This window comes from Hyphomonas sp., from assembly GCF_041398385.1.
Taxonomy (GTDB): Bacteria; Pseudomonadota; Alphaproteobacteria; order Caulobacterales; family Hyphomonadaceae; genus Hyphomonas.
Genome location: NZ_JAWKUW010000002.1, coordinates 128,592 through 143,769 on the forward strand (window position 1 = coordinate 128,592; position 15,178 = coordinate 143,769).

The following is a 15,178-nucleotide window of genomic DNA, read 5'->3' on the forward strand; positions in this document are numbered from 1 at the left end:
CGAGGACGCCATGGCGACAAGCGATTCCCCGAAAGTCGGCATTATCATGGGCAGCCAGTCGGACTGGCCGGTCATGAAGGAAGCCGCCCGAAAGCTTGAAGAACTGGGCGTCAGCTATGAGGCCCGGATCGTATCAGCCCACAGGACACCGGACCGGCTCGTGTCCTACGCGAAATCTGCGAAAGAGCGGGGGCTCAAAGTCATCATTGCCGGCGCCGGCGGCGCGGCCCATCTGCCCGGCATGGCAGCGTCGATGACGTCGCTGCCGGTCCTTGGCGTGCCCGTCCAGTCGAAGACGCTGTCCGGCCTCGACAGTCTCCTCTCCATCGTCCAGATGCCACGCGGCGTGCCCGTGGGAACGCTCGCGATCGGCGAAGCGGGCGCCGTCAATGCCGGCATCCTCGCTGCATCTATCATCGCGCTGGAAGATGTAGATGTTGCCCGCAAGCTCGACGCCTTCCGCGAGGCTCAGACGGACAGCGTTGGAGAGGCGCCCGAGGAATGAGCCTCATCGCCCCCGGCAGCGTGATCGGGATTCTGGGGGGCGGCCAGCTCGGCCGGATGCTCGCCGGTGCCGCCGAACGGCTGGGTTTCGACGTCGACATCTATTGTCCCGACACCGACGCGCCCGCAACACGGGTTTGCCGGCGACACTGGCAGGGCGCCTATGACGACGGCGCTCTGCTGGCGGAATTTGCCGCCGCCTGCGACGTGGTCACGCTCGAATTCGAGAATATCCCGGTGGGCGCAGTGTCGGTCATCGAGGCCAGCGGCACGCCGCTCCATCCCGGCCAACGCTCCCTGTCCCTGTCTCAGGACCGCGGCGACGAAAAGGCGTTCCTGAATTCCATTGGCGTCGCCACGGCCGATTACAGGCTGATCGACGACAACACCGACATCGCACCCGCGCTTGTTGAACTTGGGGCACCCAGCCTGCTCAAGACCCGCCGCGAAGGCTATGACGGCAAGGGTCAGGCTTGGATTCGAAGCCCGGCTGATATCGAATCAGCCTGGAAATCGGTCGGCATGGCACCCTGCATCCTCGAAGCTGCGGTCCCGTTCGAGCGCGAAATTTCAGTTCTCGTCGCGCGGTCCAGCAATGGCGAGACAAAGACCTGGGCCCCGCCGCATAATGTTCACCTCGACGGGATCCTTTCGACATCGACCGTGCCGTCAGGCCTGCCTGCCGACGTGGAGCACGATGCGCGCGAGCAAGCGATCATGCTGGTCGATGCGCTGGGGCATGTCGGCGTGCTGGCGCTCGAATTCTTCGTCCTGCCGGACGGCCGGCTGCTCGCCAATGAATTCGCCCCCCGCGTGCACAATTCCGGGCACTGGACGCCTGAGGCTTGCCAGACCGGTCAGTTCGAGCAGCACATCCGCGCCATTTGCGGCTGGCCCCTTGGCGACACACGGCGCCTGTTTGATGCGGAAATGGTGAACCTGATCGGCGATGCCGGCCTCGTGACACCAGACCATCTTGAGCCGGGCGACGTGCTGACGCTTTATGGAAAGCGCGAGGCCCGGCCCGGCCGCAAGATGGGCCATATTACAAGACGCCTGAATCCCCGGAAGGATTGATCCCATGCTGCTCCCAGTCTCAACCTGGCAGGACATCGAAGCCTGGCTCGGGAAATCCCGCACTATCGTCATCCCGATCGGGTCGATGGAACAGCATGGCCCCAACGGCTTCATCGGGACGGATGCGATCTGCCCGGAAGTGATTGTGCGCCATGCGGAAAGCCTTGCCCCGGACGACATGCTTGTCGGGCCGACCTTCTCGGTCGGCTGCGCGCAGCACCATCTCGGCTTTCCCGGCACGATCACGCTGCGCCCGTCCACCATGATCGCCGCGATGGAAGACTGGACGGAAAGCCTGATGCGGCACGGCTTCGAGCGCATTTATTGGCTGAACGGCCACGGCGGAAACATCGCCACTATTGAAGCGGCCTTCGCAGAAATCCACGCCCGCCGCAGCTTCGACCCGCGCGGGGCGGACAACCGGCCGGGCATCGCCCTCAAGCGCCGCGACTGGTGGGATTTCTCGTCGGTCATGTCCCTCTGCAACCAGCTCTACCCGACCGGCCATGGCAGCCACGCAACCGCGTCTGAAGTCTCTGTCACCTATCATGCCTATCCGGACCGGGCGCGCCCCGAAGTGAAGATGAGCCCGAAGATCGCCCCGTCCGGCACGATCAGCGACGCCGTTCGCTACCGCCAGGATTTTCCAGACGGCCGCATCGGATCTGATCCGACCCAGTCTTCTGTTGAAGACGGCGCAAAAATCGTGGCGGTCGCGGCCGAAGCGGTCCTGGAAGAAGTCCGCCGGTTTGCTGCCTGATACTGCAGAGCGCAGGCGCAGGCGGCTGGCCAGATCACCCGAAGGACGGTATTCAGTCAGCCTACCGCGGTGAGAGGCGTCAGACCCAGAGAATGCTCGACATTCGCAATCTGGAAAAATCCTTTGGCGCCAAGCGTGCCGTGCAGGGCGTGTCGTTTACTCTCGAAAAGGGAACGGTTCTGGGATTCCTCGGACCCAATGGGGCCGGTAAATCAACCACGATGCGCATGATCGCTGGCGTCCTTGAGCCCGACGCAGGCGATGCGCTGATCGACGGGAAATCCATTGTTTCGAATCGGCGTGAAGCACAGTCGTCCCTGGGCTACCTGCCCGAAGGCGCCCCACTCTACGACGACATGACGCCGCCCCAGTTCCTGGATTTCGTTGCGGCTGCCCGCCGCATCGAACGCAGCAAGCGCAAAGATGCTGTCGAACGAGCCATTGCCGATGCGCGGATAACCACCGTCTCGGGCCAGAGGATCGGCTCATTGTCGAAAGGCTACCGGCGCCGCGTCGGCCTCGCCGGTGCCATCCTGCACGATCCGCCCGTCCTTCTGCTGGACGAGCCAACCGACGGCCTCGACCCGAACCAGAAGCGTGCCGTCCGTGCCCTCATCGCCCGCATGGCCCCGAACAAGGCCATCCTGATCTCGACCCACACGCTGACAGAAGTGCCCGCCATGTGCACCCGGGCCATTGTCGTCGACCAGGGGCGGATCGTGGCCGACGAAACACCGGAAGGCCTTGCCAGGAAGTCCGAGGACGGATCGCTCGAGGGCGCATTTGCCCGCCTGACCGACCAGGCCGAGGCAAACTCGGCATGAACACGTTTCTGAGCACGCTCCGCGAACAACTCGGCGGCTTTGGCGCGACCTACCGACGCGAACTGGGCGCCTATTTCGCGACACCGATGGCCTATGTCTTCCTGGCTGTCTTCCTTCTGGCGCTCGGCGTGTTCACCTGGGAGGCTGGTCGGTTCTTCGATACCGGATCGGCGGACCTATCACCTTTCTTCGTCTGGCATCCCTGGCTCTACATGATCTTCCTGCCCGCCCTCGCCATGCGGCTCTGGGCGGATGAACGGAGCGCGGGGACGGACGAGCTCCTTCTGTCGCTGCCGCTCGGCATGCCTGGCCTCGTCCTCGGGAAGCTCTGCGCTGCGTGGACCGTCGCAGGGGTCGGCCTCCTCCTGACCTTTCCGATGTGGATCACGGTCAATTATCTCGGCCAACCCGATAATGCGGCGATCCTGCTGACCTATGTCGTCAGCTTCCTGATGGCGGGCGCTTACCTGTCGATCGGCTCGGCCATTTCCGCACTGACCGGCAGCCAGGTGACGGCCTTTGTCATCAGTGTCCTGATCGCCTTTGCCTTCACAGCAGCGGGCTGGCCACTGGTTCTGTCGACCGTCAAATCCCTGTTCGGTGCGCGCACGGCAGACCTTGTGGCCGAATTTTCCTTCCTGACTCAATTCCAGGGCGCGCAACGTGGCGTGCTGGAGCTGCGCGCGGTCGTGTTCTTCCTCGGCTTCACCGGCTTCTGGGCCATTCTGAATGGCCTCTGGGCATCGCGTCAGAGGCTCGGCTGAGATGCAATCGCGGACCTATCTGATCGTCGCCACCGTCCTGATGAGCGTCATTTTTATCGCAGCGAACCTGCTCGCACAGACGGTACTGACCGGCGCTCAGGCTGACTTCACCGAGAACCGTCTTTTCTCGCTGTCCAAAGCAACGAAAGACACGCTGACCGACATCGCCGAACCGGTCGACATCACATTCGTCTATTCCCGCAGCGTCGGACAGGATTTCCCGGCCGTCCGAAGCTACGCAGCAAGAGTGCGAGAACTGCTGCAGGCCTATGCAGCCCAGTCCCGGGGCAATGTGCGGATTCGGGAGATTGACCCCTCGCCCTTCTCTCCGGCCGAAGACGAAGCCCTCGCATCGGGCATCACCGCCATCGGCACCAATGGCAACGACCCGCTCTATTTCGGCATTATCGGGCGCAATACGATCGACGATGAGCGGATCATTCCCTTCCTCGCGCCGGAACGCGAAATCACGCTGGAATACGACCTGACGCGGATGATCGCCCGGCTGGACGATCCTGACCCGCCCCGCGTCGGCATCCTGACCAGCCTTCCGGGCATGGCGGCGCCGGGCGGGCAGGGCGGATATACGCTGCTGCAGGACATCGCACGCTCTTTCGAGATCGTTCCGGTGCCGGAGGATTTCCAATCCCTGCCCGCAGATCTGGATGTCCTGCTCGTCGCACATCCGCCAGCCCTGTCTCGCCGGCAGGAATGGCTGCTCGACCAGTTCGTTCTACGCACGGGCCGCGCTGTGTTCCTTGTCGACCCGGCCGCAAAGACAGCGCTTGCGCAGGGGCCCTTCGATATATCCACGGCGGAAGCCCACTCGGACCTTGGCATGCTGGGAGCAGCGTGGGGCGTAACCCTCGCGCCTGATGCCGTCGCCGATGCAGCAGGCGCCCTGATGGTGCCAGTCGATCTTGGCGACGGGCGCACAGAAGAACAGGCACATCCCCTGTTCATCGGAGCCCCCGCGATCGACATGAACCAGGAAGACCTGATCACGGCAGACCTGTCGCGCACCGTGAACTTTGGCGCGCCCGGCGCCTTCCTCAGCGCCTCCCTTGCTGACGGCCTGTCTTTCTCCCCTCTGATCGAGACCGGCCCCAGCCCGTCCTTTATTGACGCGAACAAGGCGGTTCGGGACATGAAGCCTTCCGAAACGCTCAAATCCTACGAAACCCAACCCGGGCCGCTGGTGATCGCGGGCCGCCTGTCAGGCCAGATGCAAACGGCGTTTCCAGCAGGCGCTCCCGCCTTCGAAGAGCCTGCCGATCCGGTCCTCGCCGAACTCGCACGCGCCGAGGCCGCCAACGCACCGCCTCACATTTCTTCAAGTGAGATCAATGCTGAGATCGTCCTGGTCGCCGATGTCGATTTCATCTCTGACGATTTCTACATCATTCCGGGCCGCGATGTTGTCGTCGCAGACAATGGCGCGCTGGTCCTGAACGCTCTTGATGCACTTGCGGGCGGTGGTGAACTTTCGCGCCTGCGTTCCCGCGCACCCAGCCTGAGGCCCATGAAACGGATCGACGATATGCGCGCCCAAGCCGAGGCCCGCTATTTCCGTCAGCAGGCAGAGCTTGAAGCCGGCCTGCAGGACGCGCAGGGCCGGCTCGAAGAACTTCAGGCAATCGGCTCAACCGACGGCTTCTATGCCGGCGATGCTGAGGCTGACCTCACCGATGAGGAACGTGCGGAACTTGCACAGTTGCGTGAGCGGATCGTTTCCCTGCGCGGCCAACTGCGCGACATCGAACGCGACTATCGGCGCAACATCGACCGGCTGGAAGGCATCCTCAAAGCCATCAACATCTGGGGCGGCCCGCTGCTCGTCGCCCTTGCAGGCCTGTTCGTCTGGCGGCGCCAGCGCACTCATGCACGGAGGGATGCATGAGCGAACAGAGGTCTGAACAGCGCAAGCGGCGGATACAATTGCTCGGCGCAACCGCAGCGCTCCTGACCGTACTCGCAATTATCGTCCACCTCGACCTTGGCCACGATGCCCGCGACATGGGCCGCAACGGCCAGGCGGTCCTTCCTGATTTCGCAGCAATTCGTGCGGACGCAGCAGAAATCCGGGTCACGCTGGCGGACGAGTCCTATCGGCTTGTGAACAGTGCGAATGGCTGGACCATGGACGGCACGCACGGATATCCCATCCGCGCAGATCGCCTTGCCGCCCTCGCTTCAGGCCTTGCGGACCTGACCTGGGGTGAAGGACGCACACGCGATGCGGACAAGCTGAACCGGATCGGACTTGGCGATCCGCGTACCGGTGGCACCGGTGCACTCATCGAAATCGCCGACGAGGATGGCGACGTCACGGCGGCCATCATCACCGGTCGCAAGGGCGACCATCTATATGCCCGCCGACCCGATGAAACCCAGGCATTCCAGGTCGAAGGCGACCTGCCGCCCTTCTACAATCAGGATGCCTGGCTCGATCTCGACATTATCGACATCAACCCCGATGCGATCTCTGCCGTTCGCCTGTACGACCGGGCCGGCGAAAGCCTGTATCTTCAGCGGACGGTCGGTTCCAGCGAACGCAGCTTCCGTCCGGGTCCGCCCTATCAGGATTTCCGCCTCGTCAGCCGGATCGCCGCATCGACGCCTGCGCTGGCGCTGACGCGCCTGCAGCCGATCGGCGTCAAGCCGGCCAGCGAGCTGACAACCAAACCGGTCGGACGCCACATCACCCAGACGCATGACGGCCTCGAAGTCGACCTGGATGCTTATCGGGAGCCCGACGGATTCTTCGTCACCCTGCATGCCATAGAAGCCGGCGAAGGGGCCCAGCGCGGCAGCACTATTAATGAAAAGTCGGACGGCTGGGCGTTCCAGCTGTCGGAATATGACTGGAATGATTTTACGCCGGCGATCTCATCTATTGTCCGGCCGCCCGAAATTGCGGCGCCGGAAAACTGATCAGCGGCTGAGGGGCAATGTCGCGAGGACCGGCCCGAAACCTGCTTCCTGCACCACGATCACGCAGTGCGACAGGCATTCCGGCAATTCAAGTTCCATGTGTCCGCCAAGCCAGGGGCCGAGCGCCGTCACATGCGTCACCGGGTGCACCATATTGGTCGTATTGTCCTCGCCATCGAGATAATCGATGTACCAGATGTCGGTCAGGCCCTTGGCCTTGCCGTCCAGGGTGATCCTGTCACCCTTCTGCGCCACCTTCACAGGTTCCGACGAAAAGGCTTGCACTTTTTCGAGGGCGGAAGACACGTTGGCTGGCTTGTTGCCGGCACATTGCTCGACGCCATTGTAGACAGTCTGAGGCGTATACGGCCCGCGGAGGCGGAAGCGGTCGACATAGCCGCGCTGGCGGTCTTCCGATTCAACCATCGCCATCGGATCTTTCGCGCCAAGATAATCCCAGTAATCGACTGACCAGGTCAGGATGAAAACATCCTCGCGATCAGCATCGACCTCATGCAGCGTCTTGTTCGCTTTCGGGCAGGCCCGGCAATTATGGGAGGCAAAGAGCTCGACCAGCACCGGCGATTGCGCAAGCGCCGCCGGCGCCAGAAGCGCCGCAGAAACCGCAAGAGAGGCGAGAATATGTTTCATGATGCCTCTCTATAGATCAGGCTTGCACCCACGACACAATCACAGGGGTGTGAGCGCTGCAAAAACCCCCGCAGCGGATGGGCTGCGGGGGCATTGATGGTCAGGTGCCCGGCAGGCCTCAGCTTGCCTCACGCGCCAGGTTACGCAGCACATAGTGCAGGATGCCACCATTGCGGTAGTAGTCGAGTTCGTTCTCGGTATCGATCCGCACCATGGTCTTCGCGGTCACGGTCGAACCGTCCTCGCGCGTGATCTTCACGTCCACGGATTGGCGCGGCTTCAGGTCGTTGATGCCTTCGATGGTCACCTGCTCCTTGCCGGTCAGGCCGAGTGCCTTGGCGCTCTGGCCTTCGGCGAACTCGAGCGGCAGGACGCCCATGCCGATGAGGTTCGAACGGTGGATACGCTCGAAGCTGCCGGCGATCACGGCGCGGACGCCGAGCAGGATGGTGCCTTTGGCTGCCCAGTCGCGCGACGAACCGTTGCCGTAGAGGTCGCCGGCGAAGATCACCAGCGGGGTGCCTTCGGCTTCGTACTTCATGGCGGCGTCGTAGATCGGCATCTGCTGGCCGTCCGGATAGTGGACGGTCACGCCGCCTTCGACGCCCGGAACCATCTGGTTCTTGATGCGGATATTGGCGAAGGTGCCGCGCATCATGACTTCATGGTTGCCGCGGCGCGAGCCGTAGGAGTTGAAGTCCAGCGGGGAGACCTGGTGGGCCTGCAGGTAGATGCCTGCCGGGCTGGAGGCCTTGATCGAACCGGCCGGAGAGATGTGGTCGGTCGTGATCGAGTCGCCGAACACGGCGAGGACGCGGGCATTCTCCACATCCGTCGGCGCTTCCACGTCGAGGCTCATGTCCTTGAAGTAAGGCGGGTTTTGGACATAGGTCGAACCGGGCGGCCAGCTATAGGTCTGGCCACCGGAGACCTCGATGGCCTGCCAGTGCTCGTCGCCCTTGAAGACGTCGGAATAGCGCTCGGCGAACATCTCCGGCGTCACGGCCTTTGCCATGATCTCGGCGATTTCGTGCGAGGTCGGCCAGATGTCCTTCAGGTAGACGTCGTTGCCGTTCTTGTCCTGGCCGATCGGATCGGTCGTCAGGTTCTTGCGCAGCGTGCCGGCGATCGCATAGGCGACGACCAGCGGCGGCGAGGCGAGATAGTTCGCCTTGATGTCCGGGCCGATGCGGCCTTCGAAGTTCCGGTTGCCCGAAAGCACCGAGCAGGAGACGAGGTCGCCGTCTGCGATGGCTTTCGCCAGCGGAGCGTCCAGCGGGCCGGAGTTACCGATACAGGTGGTGCAGCCATAGCCGACAAGGTTGAAGCCGAGGGCGTCGAGATCGTCCTGCAGACCGGCCTTTACGAGATAGTCGGTCACGACCTGCGATCCCGGGGCGAGCGAGGTCTTCACCCACGGCTTGCGGGTAAGGCCCAGCTCATTTGCCTTTTTGGCGACAAGACCGGCGGCGATCAGCACGGACGGGTTGGACGTGTTGGTGCAGGAGGTGATGGCGGCAATGAACACGTCGCCATGCGTGACGGTGTAGTCTGCGCCTTCCACGGCAATCGGCTCGGCAGCGTCGGAGGCCTTGCCGAATTCCTTGGCCATGGCTTCGGCAAAGGCGGTGTCGCCTGCGGAAAGCAGCACGCGGTCCTGCGGGCGTTTCGGGCCGGAGATCGAGGGCACGACGGCGCCGAGGTCCAGTTCCAGCGTGTCGGTGAAGACCGGCTCGGCCATCTCGGGGCGCCAGTAGCCCTGGGCCTTGGCATAGGCTTCGACGAGGGCCACGCGGTCCGCATCGCGGCCGGTGTTCGTCAGGTATTTGATCGTATCGTGGTCGACCGGGAAGAAGCCGCAGGTCGCGCCATATTCCGGGGCCATGTTGGAGATCGTGGCCTGGTCTTCCAGCGTGAGGTTTGCGAGGCCCGGGCCGTAGAATTCCACGAACTTGCCGACGACGCCCTTCTTGCGCAGCATCTGCACCACGGTCAGCACCAGGTCGGTCGCCGTGGCGCCTTCGGCCATCTTGCCGTCGAGACGGAAGCCGATGACTTCCGGGATCAGCATGGAGACAGGCTGGCCAAGCATCGCCGCTTCGGCTTCGATGCCGCCAACGCCCCAGCCGAGAACCGAAAGGCCGTTGATCATGGTCGTGTGCGAGTCGGTGCCGACGCAGGTGTCCGGATAGGCAACCGTTTCGCCGTCTTCTTCCTTCGTCCAGACAGTCTGGCCGAGATATTCGAGGTTCACCTGGTGGCAGATGCCGGTGCCTGGCGGGACGACGCGGAAGTTCTTGAAGGCGGTGGAGCCCCAGCGGAGGAACTCGTAGCGCTCCTGGTTGCGCTGGTATTCGATTTCGACGTTCTTCCGGAAGCTGTCCGGACCGGCGAAGCTGTCGACCATGACCGAGTGGTCGATCACAAGGTCCACCGGGACCTGCGGGTTGATCGCTTCGGCCGAGGCACCGAGCTTCTTGGCGGCGTCGCGCATGGCGGCAAGGTCGACCACGGCCGGAACGCCGGTGAAGTCCTGCATCAGCACGCGGGCCGGACGGTAGGAGATCTCGTGATCGTCCTTGCCCTTGTTTTCCAGCCAGTTCTTGAACGCAATAATGTCAGCCTGGGTAACCGTCTTGCCGTCCTCGAAGCGCAGCATGTTCTCCAGCAGCACTTTCAGCGACGCCGGCAAGCGGGAAATGTCGCCCAGTCCGTTCTCGGCCGCCGCCTGCAGCGAGTAGTAGGTGTAGGTCTTGCCGGCGGCGGTGAGGGTGCGTTTGGATTTGAAGCTGTCGAGAGACGGCATGGGGAGGGAACCTCGCGTCTGGTGTGAATCCGGGGCCGCAACCGGGAGGACCGGGCGGCACGTGGGCCCCTCATATAGGCGGAGGCACGCTGACGCAATCGGGACAAAGGGACTATGCCGCAGCGGCGAAGCCGCTAAAACGGGCGGCGAAACAGGCAGGTAGGAGATCCTGATGCCCCGGCGCGCCGCGTTCGCCCTCCCCTGTCCGCACCCGGCGGAGGCGTAGGACCGTGCCCGATGCCCTGATTTCCGGCACCGGCCTCGGCATGATCCGGGGGGAAAGGGTGCTGTTCAGGGATGTCGAATGTGTTGCCGCAGGTGCGGACATAATTGTCTTAAGAGGCTCAAACGGGACGGGAAAAACCACGCTTCTGCGCATTCTGGCCGGTCTCACCCGCCCGGAAACCGGGACCGTCACCCGAGCCGCCTCGCATCACTGGATTGCCCACCGCGAGGGCCTGAAACCCCACGAGACCCCACACCAGCACCTGAGCCTCTGGGCAAAGGCCTGGGGCGCGGATGCCGACGTGTCCGCCATCCTGAAGCGCATGGGCCTGTCGCGCCCGGCGGACGTGCCGGCCCGGCACCTGTCGGCCGGCCAGAGGCGGCGGACGGCGCTTGCGCGGCTTCTGTTGACGCCCCGCCCGATCTGGCTGCTCGACGAGCCTTTCACCGCCCTCGACGCGGAAGGCCGCGACCTCGTCCTGTCCCTGATCGAGGAGCACCGCCGCAAGGATGGCTGCGTGATTGCGGCGATCCATGGCGATGCGGGCTTTGCCTCGACCCGCGAGGTGGTGCTGTGAGCCCGAAGCCCACCCTTGCCGCCTTCCGGCAGGCGCTGACCGAGGCCTGGGCCGGCGGCGCGGGCGCGCTGCTGCCGCTCGGCTTCTTTGCCGGTACAGCGGTTCTGGTGCCGCTCGGGATCGGGACCGATCCGGCGACCCTGCGCGCCATCGGGCCGGGCATCCTGTGGGTGGCCCTCGCCCTGTCCAGCCTCGTCACGCTGGAGCGGATCTTCCAGGCTGACACCGAAGACGGCGCACTCGACCTGTGGCTGCAGACCGAGGCACCTGCCTCCTCGATCGCCGCGGCAAAGACGCTCGCGCATTTCTTGACCGCCGGCCTGCCGCTGGCCCTGATGTCGCCCCTGCTGGCGCTGATGTTCCAGGCCGAGGCATCCGCCAGCCTGCTCGTTCATGCCGCCTATTACGCGATTGGCGGCCTCGCCTTCTATTTCTGGGGCGGCGTCGGCGCGGCCCTGTCGGCGACGGTGCGGCGCGGTGGCCTGTTGATCAGCCTGATCGCCCTGCCCCTTTATGTGCCGACCGCGATTTTCGGAGCCCTGGCGATGACGAACACACCGGCCGGCGAAACCGCACCGCTGCTACTGGCCGCATCGGCCCTGTTTGCCCTCGCCGTTGCGCCGTTTGCCATGGCTGCGGCCCTGCGCTTGGCGGCAGACTGACAAAAAGGTATCGCAAAGCGTCATGTTCTCCTGGTTCGCCAATCCGCATCGTTTCCTGAACCTGTCGAGCTGGCTGGCACCTGCCTGCTATGCCGGCGGACTCGTCCTGATCGCCTGGGGCCTGTGGCAAGGCCTCTGGATGGTGCCCAAGGACGATTACCAGGGCGGCGACATCATGCGCGTCATGTTCATGCACGTGCCGTCGGCCTGGCTGGCCATGGCAAGCTATATGGGCCTCGCCGTGATGAGCTTCATCTGGTTCATCTGGCGCCATGAAGTTGCCGATGTCGCAGCCAAGGCAATTGCGCCGCTGGGCGCGGTCTGGACGGCGATCTGCCTTGCGACCGGCGCGATCTGGGGCAAGCCGACCTGGGGCACCTGGTGGCAGTGGGACGACCCGCGGATGATGTCGGTCCTGTTCCTGTTCTTCCTGTTCCTCGGCTACATGGCCCTGCGCGCCGCGATGGACTCCCGCCAGAAAGCCGCCCGTGCCGGGGCGATCCTCGCCATGGTCGGTGCGCTGAACGTTCCGCTGATCCATTTTTCGGTCGAGATGTTCACCTCGCTGCACCAGACGGCCAGCGTGGTGACGGCGGACGGTCCCAAAATGGCGGCGGTCTATCTCTGGCCGCTCCTGTCCAGCGCGCTCGGCCAGTCGCTGTTGTTCGCGGGCCTCGTCCAGACGCAGATGCGCACCGAGATCCGCGACAGGCGCACGGCGAAACTGCGCGCCCAACTGATGGCCGGAGGCTGATCCTGATGCTGCCCGACTTCGACAAGAACGCCGCCTATATCTGGGCGGTCTATGCCATCGGGGCGTCGGCAATCCTGCTGACGGCCCTGATCGTCATCCTCAAGGCGAAGGCCTCCAAAGCCGCGCTGGCCAAAGCCGAAGCGCGCATCCGTGAGGAAGACGGCAAATGAAGCGCTGGCTGGCCGCCATTCCCATTGCCGCGCTCATCCTGTTTGCCGTACTGGCCGGCTACCAGCTGTCCCATCCGGAAAAGGCCGAGTTCGAACGCGTGTCGCGCATGGCGCCGGACAGGGCTTTCGAACGGTTTGAGGGAGATGGCGCCATCAGCTTTGCGCCGCCACCCGGCGACGAAGCCGTCGTCGTGAACCTGTTTGCAAGCTGGTGTGCGCCCTGCGTCGCCGAACATCCGCGCCTTGTGGAACTGGGCAAGGCCTGGCCGGGGCGGGTCTACGGCGTGCTGTACAAGGATACGCTCGCCAATGGCGAGAAGTTCCTGTCGGAACTCGGCAATCCGTATGCAGATATCGTGATGGACCCGGATGGGCAGGGCGGGCTGGATTTCGGGCTGACCGGAGTGCCGGAAACCTTCGTGATCTCGAGCAATGGCGAGATTCTCGAACATATCGCCGGGCCGCTGGATGACGCCGGCGTGAAGCGGGTGAGCGAGGCGCTGAAAGCGCCCCGCCCGTAACCCTTCAGGAAATTACTTCTTTTTGGCCTTGCGGGCCGGAGCTTTCTTGGCCGGGGCCTTCTTTGCGACCGGCTTTGCAGCGACGGCTTTCTTCGGCGCAGCCGCCTTGGCAGGGGCTTTCTTGGCCGGAGCTTTCTTCGCCGGGGCTTTCTTCGGAGCCGCAGCCTTCTTCGGTGCAGCGGCTTTCCTGGCAGGCTTGGCAACCGGGGCAGACGCCTCAGCCATGCCCATCAGGCCGGACATCAGGGCATCCTGCTTGGTCTTCGGCATGTCGGCGAAGATCGCAGCGTCGGCCTTTTCGACGGCCGGGAGCGCCTTGTCGAGCGACTTCTTGCCTTTTGCCGTCAGCGAGACGGATTTTGCGCGGGCGTCGGTCTTGGAGCTGGCGCGCTTGATCAGGCCGGCGGATTCCATACGGGCGACCATGTCGGCCAGCGTGGAACGGTCGATGCCGGTTGCGTTGACGAGGTCGGACTGGCTGACGCCGTCATTGCCGTCGAGCGCTGCGAGCAGCGAGAACTGACGCAGGGTGATGCCGGCAGCTTTCAGGGCCTTGGCGGAATGGTTTGCAGCCATCTGCTGTGCGCGGTGCAAGAGGTGGCTCGGCGAAGCGTTGAGATTGTATGCCATTGTAGTTTACCTTTCGAGGGGGGGTGATGAACTCTTGGGGGTCGATCCGACCATGATTTACCCTTGTTAGTAGTCTCCCGTGTGCGGATCAATGCCTTTCCCCTTAGGCGCGATAGGATAACAACCGATGACGGATCAATTATCGAATGGTTACATATCCCCCCATTTTCACCTCGAAGTGCCGGATGGGGACGAAAAACTGCGCCGGGTGTGCGCGCATTGCAGATTTATCGACTATGTGAACCCGAAGATTGTTGCAGGCTCGGTCGTCACAAAAGGGGACCGGATTCTGCTCTGCAGGCGTGCGATCGAGCCACGCAAAGGTTACTGGACCTTACCGGCGGGCTTCATGGAAGAAGACGAAACGGTCGAGGAAGCCGCCCGGCGCGAAGCGCGTGAAGAGGCGTGTGCGGAAATCCGGATCGGGCAATTGCTGGCCGTCTATTCCGTGCCCCGCATCGCGCAGGTGCAGGTCATGTTCCGTGCGCACCTGGAATCGGATTTTGCCGCCGGGCCTGAAAGCCTCGAAGTCGACCTTTTCGACTGGAAGGACATTCCCTGGTCAGAGCTCGCTTTCCCGACCGTGGTCTGGGCGCTGACGCAGTTTTCGGAGATCCGGAACGAGGTGGCGTTTGCACCTTTCACCAATCCTCCGGCAACAGAGAGGCTTACTCGCTAGGCTCCACTTTTTCCGGATGGCGGATGTGCTTCAGCGTATAAGGTGTGTTGGCGATCGCGAAGACGATGCCGATTACGATGTTGCCGAGCTTCCAGTTCGCCCAGGTCGCTTCCGAAAAGGTGCGCCAGAGAAATTCGTTCCACGCCGCCATGGCGACGAAGTAAAGCCCCCAGCGGATGGCAAGTGTGCGCCAGGCGAAATCCGGCAGGTCGAACAGCTCGCGGAACAGCATCTTCCAGACATTCCGGCCCACGGCGAGACCGCCGAAGATCAGGCCCGCCAGCAGCAGATTGACGATGGTCGGCTTGATGAACAGGAACAGCTTGGACTGGAGCAGGATGCCCAGCGTGCCGAAAACGCCTATCAGGCTTGATGAAATCAACAGGAAGGGCGGGATCTTCTGCCCACGGATTTTCTTGACGACGATGACAGTGAGGGTCGCGGCGATGAGCACACCCGTCGCCCAGTAAAGCGCGGTCGCCTTTGACAGCATCCCCTCTTCCGGAAAGCGGAGGAGGACATTGTAGATCACGATGAAGGCGAGCGTCGGGCCGAGTTCCATCCATATGCCGCCCGCGCGGGCGGCGGCCTCTCCGGCGGTGGGTTGGGAAGGGTTCGTCTCGCTCATGATCGTCCTTA

17 protein-coding genes are annotated in these 15,178 nt (G+C 63.5%); 13 read left to right on the plus strand and 4 right to left on the minus strand.

The window, feature by feature from the left end:
• The first annotated feature begins 10 nt into the window (after positions 1-10).
• From purE to R3C13_RS05375, 7 genes are all read left to right on the plus strand, one after another.
• Positions 11-505 carry a 5-(carboxyamino)imidazole ribonucleotide mutase gene (gene purE, locus R3C13_RS05345; protein WP_371309780.1) on the plus strand — a complete coding sequence of 165 codons (495 nt, stop codon included), beginning with the start codon at positions 11-13 and terminating at the stop codon, positions 503-505.
• On the plus strand, positions 502-1,581 hold the full coding sequence (locus R3C13_RS05350) for a 5-(carboxyamino)imidazole ribonucleotide synthase (RefSeq protein WP_371309781.1): 1,080 nt from the start codon (positions 502-504) through the stop codon (positions 1,579-1,581). Before purE ends, R3C13_RS05350 begins: the two co-directional genes overlap by 4 nt.
• Before the next feature lie 4 nt (positions 1,582-1,585).
• Positions 1,586-2,341 (plus strand): creatininase family protein, encoded by a 756-nt coding sequence (locus R3C13_RS05355; RefSeq protein ID WP_371309782.1) that lies wholly within the window; start codon positions 1,586-1,588, stop codon positions 2,339-2,341.
• A gap of 92 nt (positions 2,342-2,433) precedes the next feature.
• A complete protein-coding gene (locus tag R3C13_RS05360; RefSeq protein WP_371309783.1) occupies positions 2,434-3,165 on the plus strand; it encodes an ABC transporter ATP-binding protein in 732 nt (243 codons plus the stop codon).
• Positions 3,162-3,929, plus strand: coding sequence for an ABC transporter permease subunit (locus tag R3C13_RS05365; RefSeq protein WP_371309784.1), 768 nt, complete (start codon positions 3,162-3,164; stop codon positions 3,927-3,929). Before R3C13_RS05360 ends, R3C13_RS05365 begins: the two co-directional genes overlap by 4 nt.
• Before the next feature lies 1 nt (position 3,930).
• Positions 3,931-5,829, plus strand: coding sequence for a Gldg family protein (locus R3C13_RS05370; RefSeq protein ID WP_371309785.1), 1,899 nt, complete (start codon positions 3,931-3,933; stop codon positions 5,827-5,829).
• Positions 5,826-6,863: a DUF4340 domain-containing protein gene (locus tag R3C13_RS05375; RefSeq protein ID WP_371309786.1), complete on the plus strand. Its 1,038-nt coding sequence runs from the start codon at positions 5,826-5,828 to the stop codon at positions 6,861-6,863. The genes R3C13_RS05370 and R3C13_RS05375 overlap by 4 nt, the downstream gene beginning before the upstream one ends.
• Here the strand turns inward: R3C13_RS05375 and R3C13_RS05380 are convergent, their stop codons facing one another.
• Together R3C13_RS05380 and acnA are read right to left on the minus strand one after the other, a co-directional pair.
• On the minus strand, positions 6,864-7,514 hold the full coding sequence (locus R3C13_RS05380) for a DUF1223 domain-containing protein (RefSeq protein ID WP_371309787.1): 651 nt from the start codon (positions 7,512-7,514) through the stop codon (positions 6,864-6,866).
• A 118-nt stretch (positions 7,515-7,632) separates the two neighbouring features.
• Entirely contained in the window at positions 7,633-10,320 is a 2,688-nt protein-coding gene (gene acnA / locus R3C13_RS05385; RefSeq protein WP_371309788.1) for an aconitate hydratase AcnA, read from the minus strand.
• 230 nt (positions 10,321-10,550) lie between these two features.
• Here acnA and ccmA point away from each other — a divergent pair, with 230 nt between their 5' ends.
• The 5 genes from ccmA to R3C13_RS05410 are packed head-to-tail and all read left to right on the plus strand — an operon-like array spanning position 10,551 to position 13,230.
• Positions 10,551-11,123: a heme ABC exporter ATP-binding protein CcmA gene (ccmA, locus tag R3C13_RS05390; RefSeq protein ID WP_371309789.1), complete on the plus strand. Its 573-nt coding sequence runs from the start codon at positions 10,551-10,553 to the stop codon at positions 11,121-11,123.
• Positions 11,120-11,785 carry a heme exporter protein CcmB gene (gene ccmB, locus R3C13_RS05395; RefSeq protein WP_371309790.1) on the plus strand — a complete coding sequence of 222 codons (666 nt, stop codon included), beginning with the start codon at positions 11,120-11,122 and terminating at the stop codon, positions 11,783-11,785. The genes ccmA and ccmB overlap by 4 nt, the downstream gene beginning before the upstream one ends.
• 22 nt (positions 11,786-11,807) lie before the next feature.
• Positions 11,808-12,539 (plus strand): heme ABC transporter permease CcmC, encoded by a 732-nt coding sequence (gene ccmC / locus R3C13_RS05400; RefSeq protein WP_371309791.1) that lies wholly within the window; start codon positions 11,808-11,810, stop codon positions 12,537-12,539.
• A 5-nt stretch (positions 12,540-12,544) separates the two neighbouring features.
• Entirely contained in the window at positions 12,545-12,709 is a 165-nt protein-coding gene (locus R3C13_RS05405; protein ID WP_371309792.1) for a hypothetical protein, read from the plus strand.
• Positions 12,706-13,230 (plus strand): redoxin family protein, encoded by a 525-nt coding sequence (locus R3C13_RS05410; RefSeq protein ID WP_371309793.1) that lies wholly within the window; start codon positions 12,706-12,708, stop codon positions 13,228-13,230. Before R3C13_RS05405 ends, R3C13_RS05410 begins: the two co-directional genes overlap by 4 nt.
• A 12-nt stretch (positions 13,231-13,242) precedes the next feature.
• On the opposite strand, the gene R3C13_RS05415 is transcribed toward R3C13_RS05410, so the two are convergent.
• Positions 13,243-13,860: a MarR family winged helix-turn-helix transcriptional regulator gene (locus tag R3C13_RS05415; RefSeq protein ID WP_371309794.1), complete on the minus strand. Its 618-nt coding sequence runs from the start codon at positions 13,858-13,860 to the stop codon at positions 13,243-13,245.
• Between the two features lie 127 nt (positions 13,861-13,987).
• Here R3C13_RS05415 and R3C13_RS05420 point away from each other — a divergent pair, with 127 nt between their 5' ends.
• Positions 13,988-14,539: an NUDIX domain-containing protein gene (locus tag R3C13_RS05420; protein ID WP_371309795.1), complete on the plus strand. Its 552-nt coding sequence runs from the start codon at positions 13,988-13,990 to the stop codon at positions 14,537-14,539.
• Here R3C13_RS05420 and R3C13_RS05425 read toward each other — a convergent pair.
• Positions 14,529-15,167 carry an inner membrane-spanning protein YciB gene (locus R3C13_RS05425; RefSeq protein WP_371309796.1) on the minus strand — a complete coding sequence of 213 codons (639 nt, stop codon included), beginning with the start codon at positions 15,165-15,167 and terminating at the stop codon, positions 14,529-14,531. The genes R3C13_RS05420 and R3C13_RS05425 overlap by 11 nt on opposite strands.
• Between the last annotated feature and the right edge of the window lie 11 nt (positions 15,168-15,178).

Coding starts and splice junctions, on each gene's coding strand:
- acnA (WP_371309788.1), bottom strand. CDS start 10,320: ATGCCGTCTCTCGACAGCTTCAAATCCAAACGCACCCTCACCGCCGCC.
- R3C13_RS05350 (WP_371309781.1), top strand. CDS start 502: ATGAGCCTCATCGCCCCCGGCAGCGTGATCGGGATTCTGGGGGGCGGC.
- R3C13_RS05370 (WP_371309785.1), top strand. CDS start 3,931: ATGCAATCGCGGACCTATCTGATCGTCGCCACCGTCCTGATGAGCGTC.
- R3C13_RS05355 (WP_371309782.1), top strand. CDS start 1,586: ATGCTGCTCCCAGTCTCAACCTGGCAGGACATCGAAGCCTGGCTCGGG.
- R3C13_RS05380 (WP_371309787.1), bottom strand. CDS start 7,514: ATGAAACATATTCTCGCCTCTCTTGCGGTTTCTGCGGCGCTTCTGGCG.
- R3C13_RS05410 (WP_371309793.1), top strand. CDS start 12,706: ATGAAGCGCTGGCTGGCCGCCATTCCCATTGCCGCGCTCATCCTGTTT.
- ccmC (WP_371309791.1), top strand. CDS start 11,808: ATGTTCTCCTGGTTCGCCAATCCGCATCGTTTCCTGAACCTGTCGAGC.
- R3C13_RS05420 (WP_371309795.1), top strand. CDS start 13,988: ATGACGGATCAATTATCGAATGGTTACATATCCCCCCATTTTCACCTC.
- R3C13_RS05375 (WP_371309786.1), top strand. CDS start 5,826: ATGAGCGAACAGAGGTCTGAACAGCGCAAGCGGCGGATACAATTGCTC.
- R3C13_RS05415 (WP_371309794.1), bottom strand. CDS start 13,860: ATGGCATACAATCTCAACGCTTCGCCGAGCCACCTCTTGCACCGCGCA.
- purE (WP_371309780.1), top strand. CDS start 11: ATGGCGACAAGCGATTCCCCGAAAGTCGGCATTATCATGGGCAGCCAG.
- R3C13_RS05365 (WP_371309784.1), top strand. CDS start 3,162: ATGAACACGTTTCTGAGCACGCTCCGCGAACAACTCGGCGGCTTTGGC.
- R3C13_RS05360 (WP_371309783.1), top strand. CDS start 2,434: ATGCTCGACATTCGCAATCTGGAAAAATCCTTTGGCGCCAAGCGTGCC.
- R3C13_RS05405 (WP_371309792.1), top strand. CDS start 12,545: ATGCTGCCCGACTTCGACAAGAACGCCGCCTATATCTGGGCGGTCTAT.
- R3C13_RS05425 (WP_371309796.1), bottom strand. CDS start 15,167: ATGAGCGAGACGAACCCTTCCCAACCCACCGCCGGAGAGGCCGCCGCC.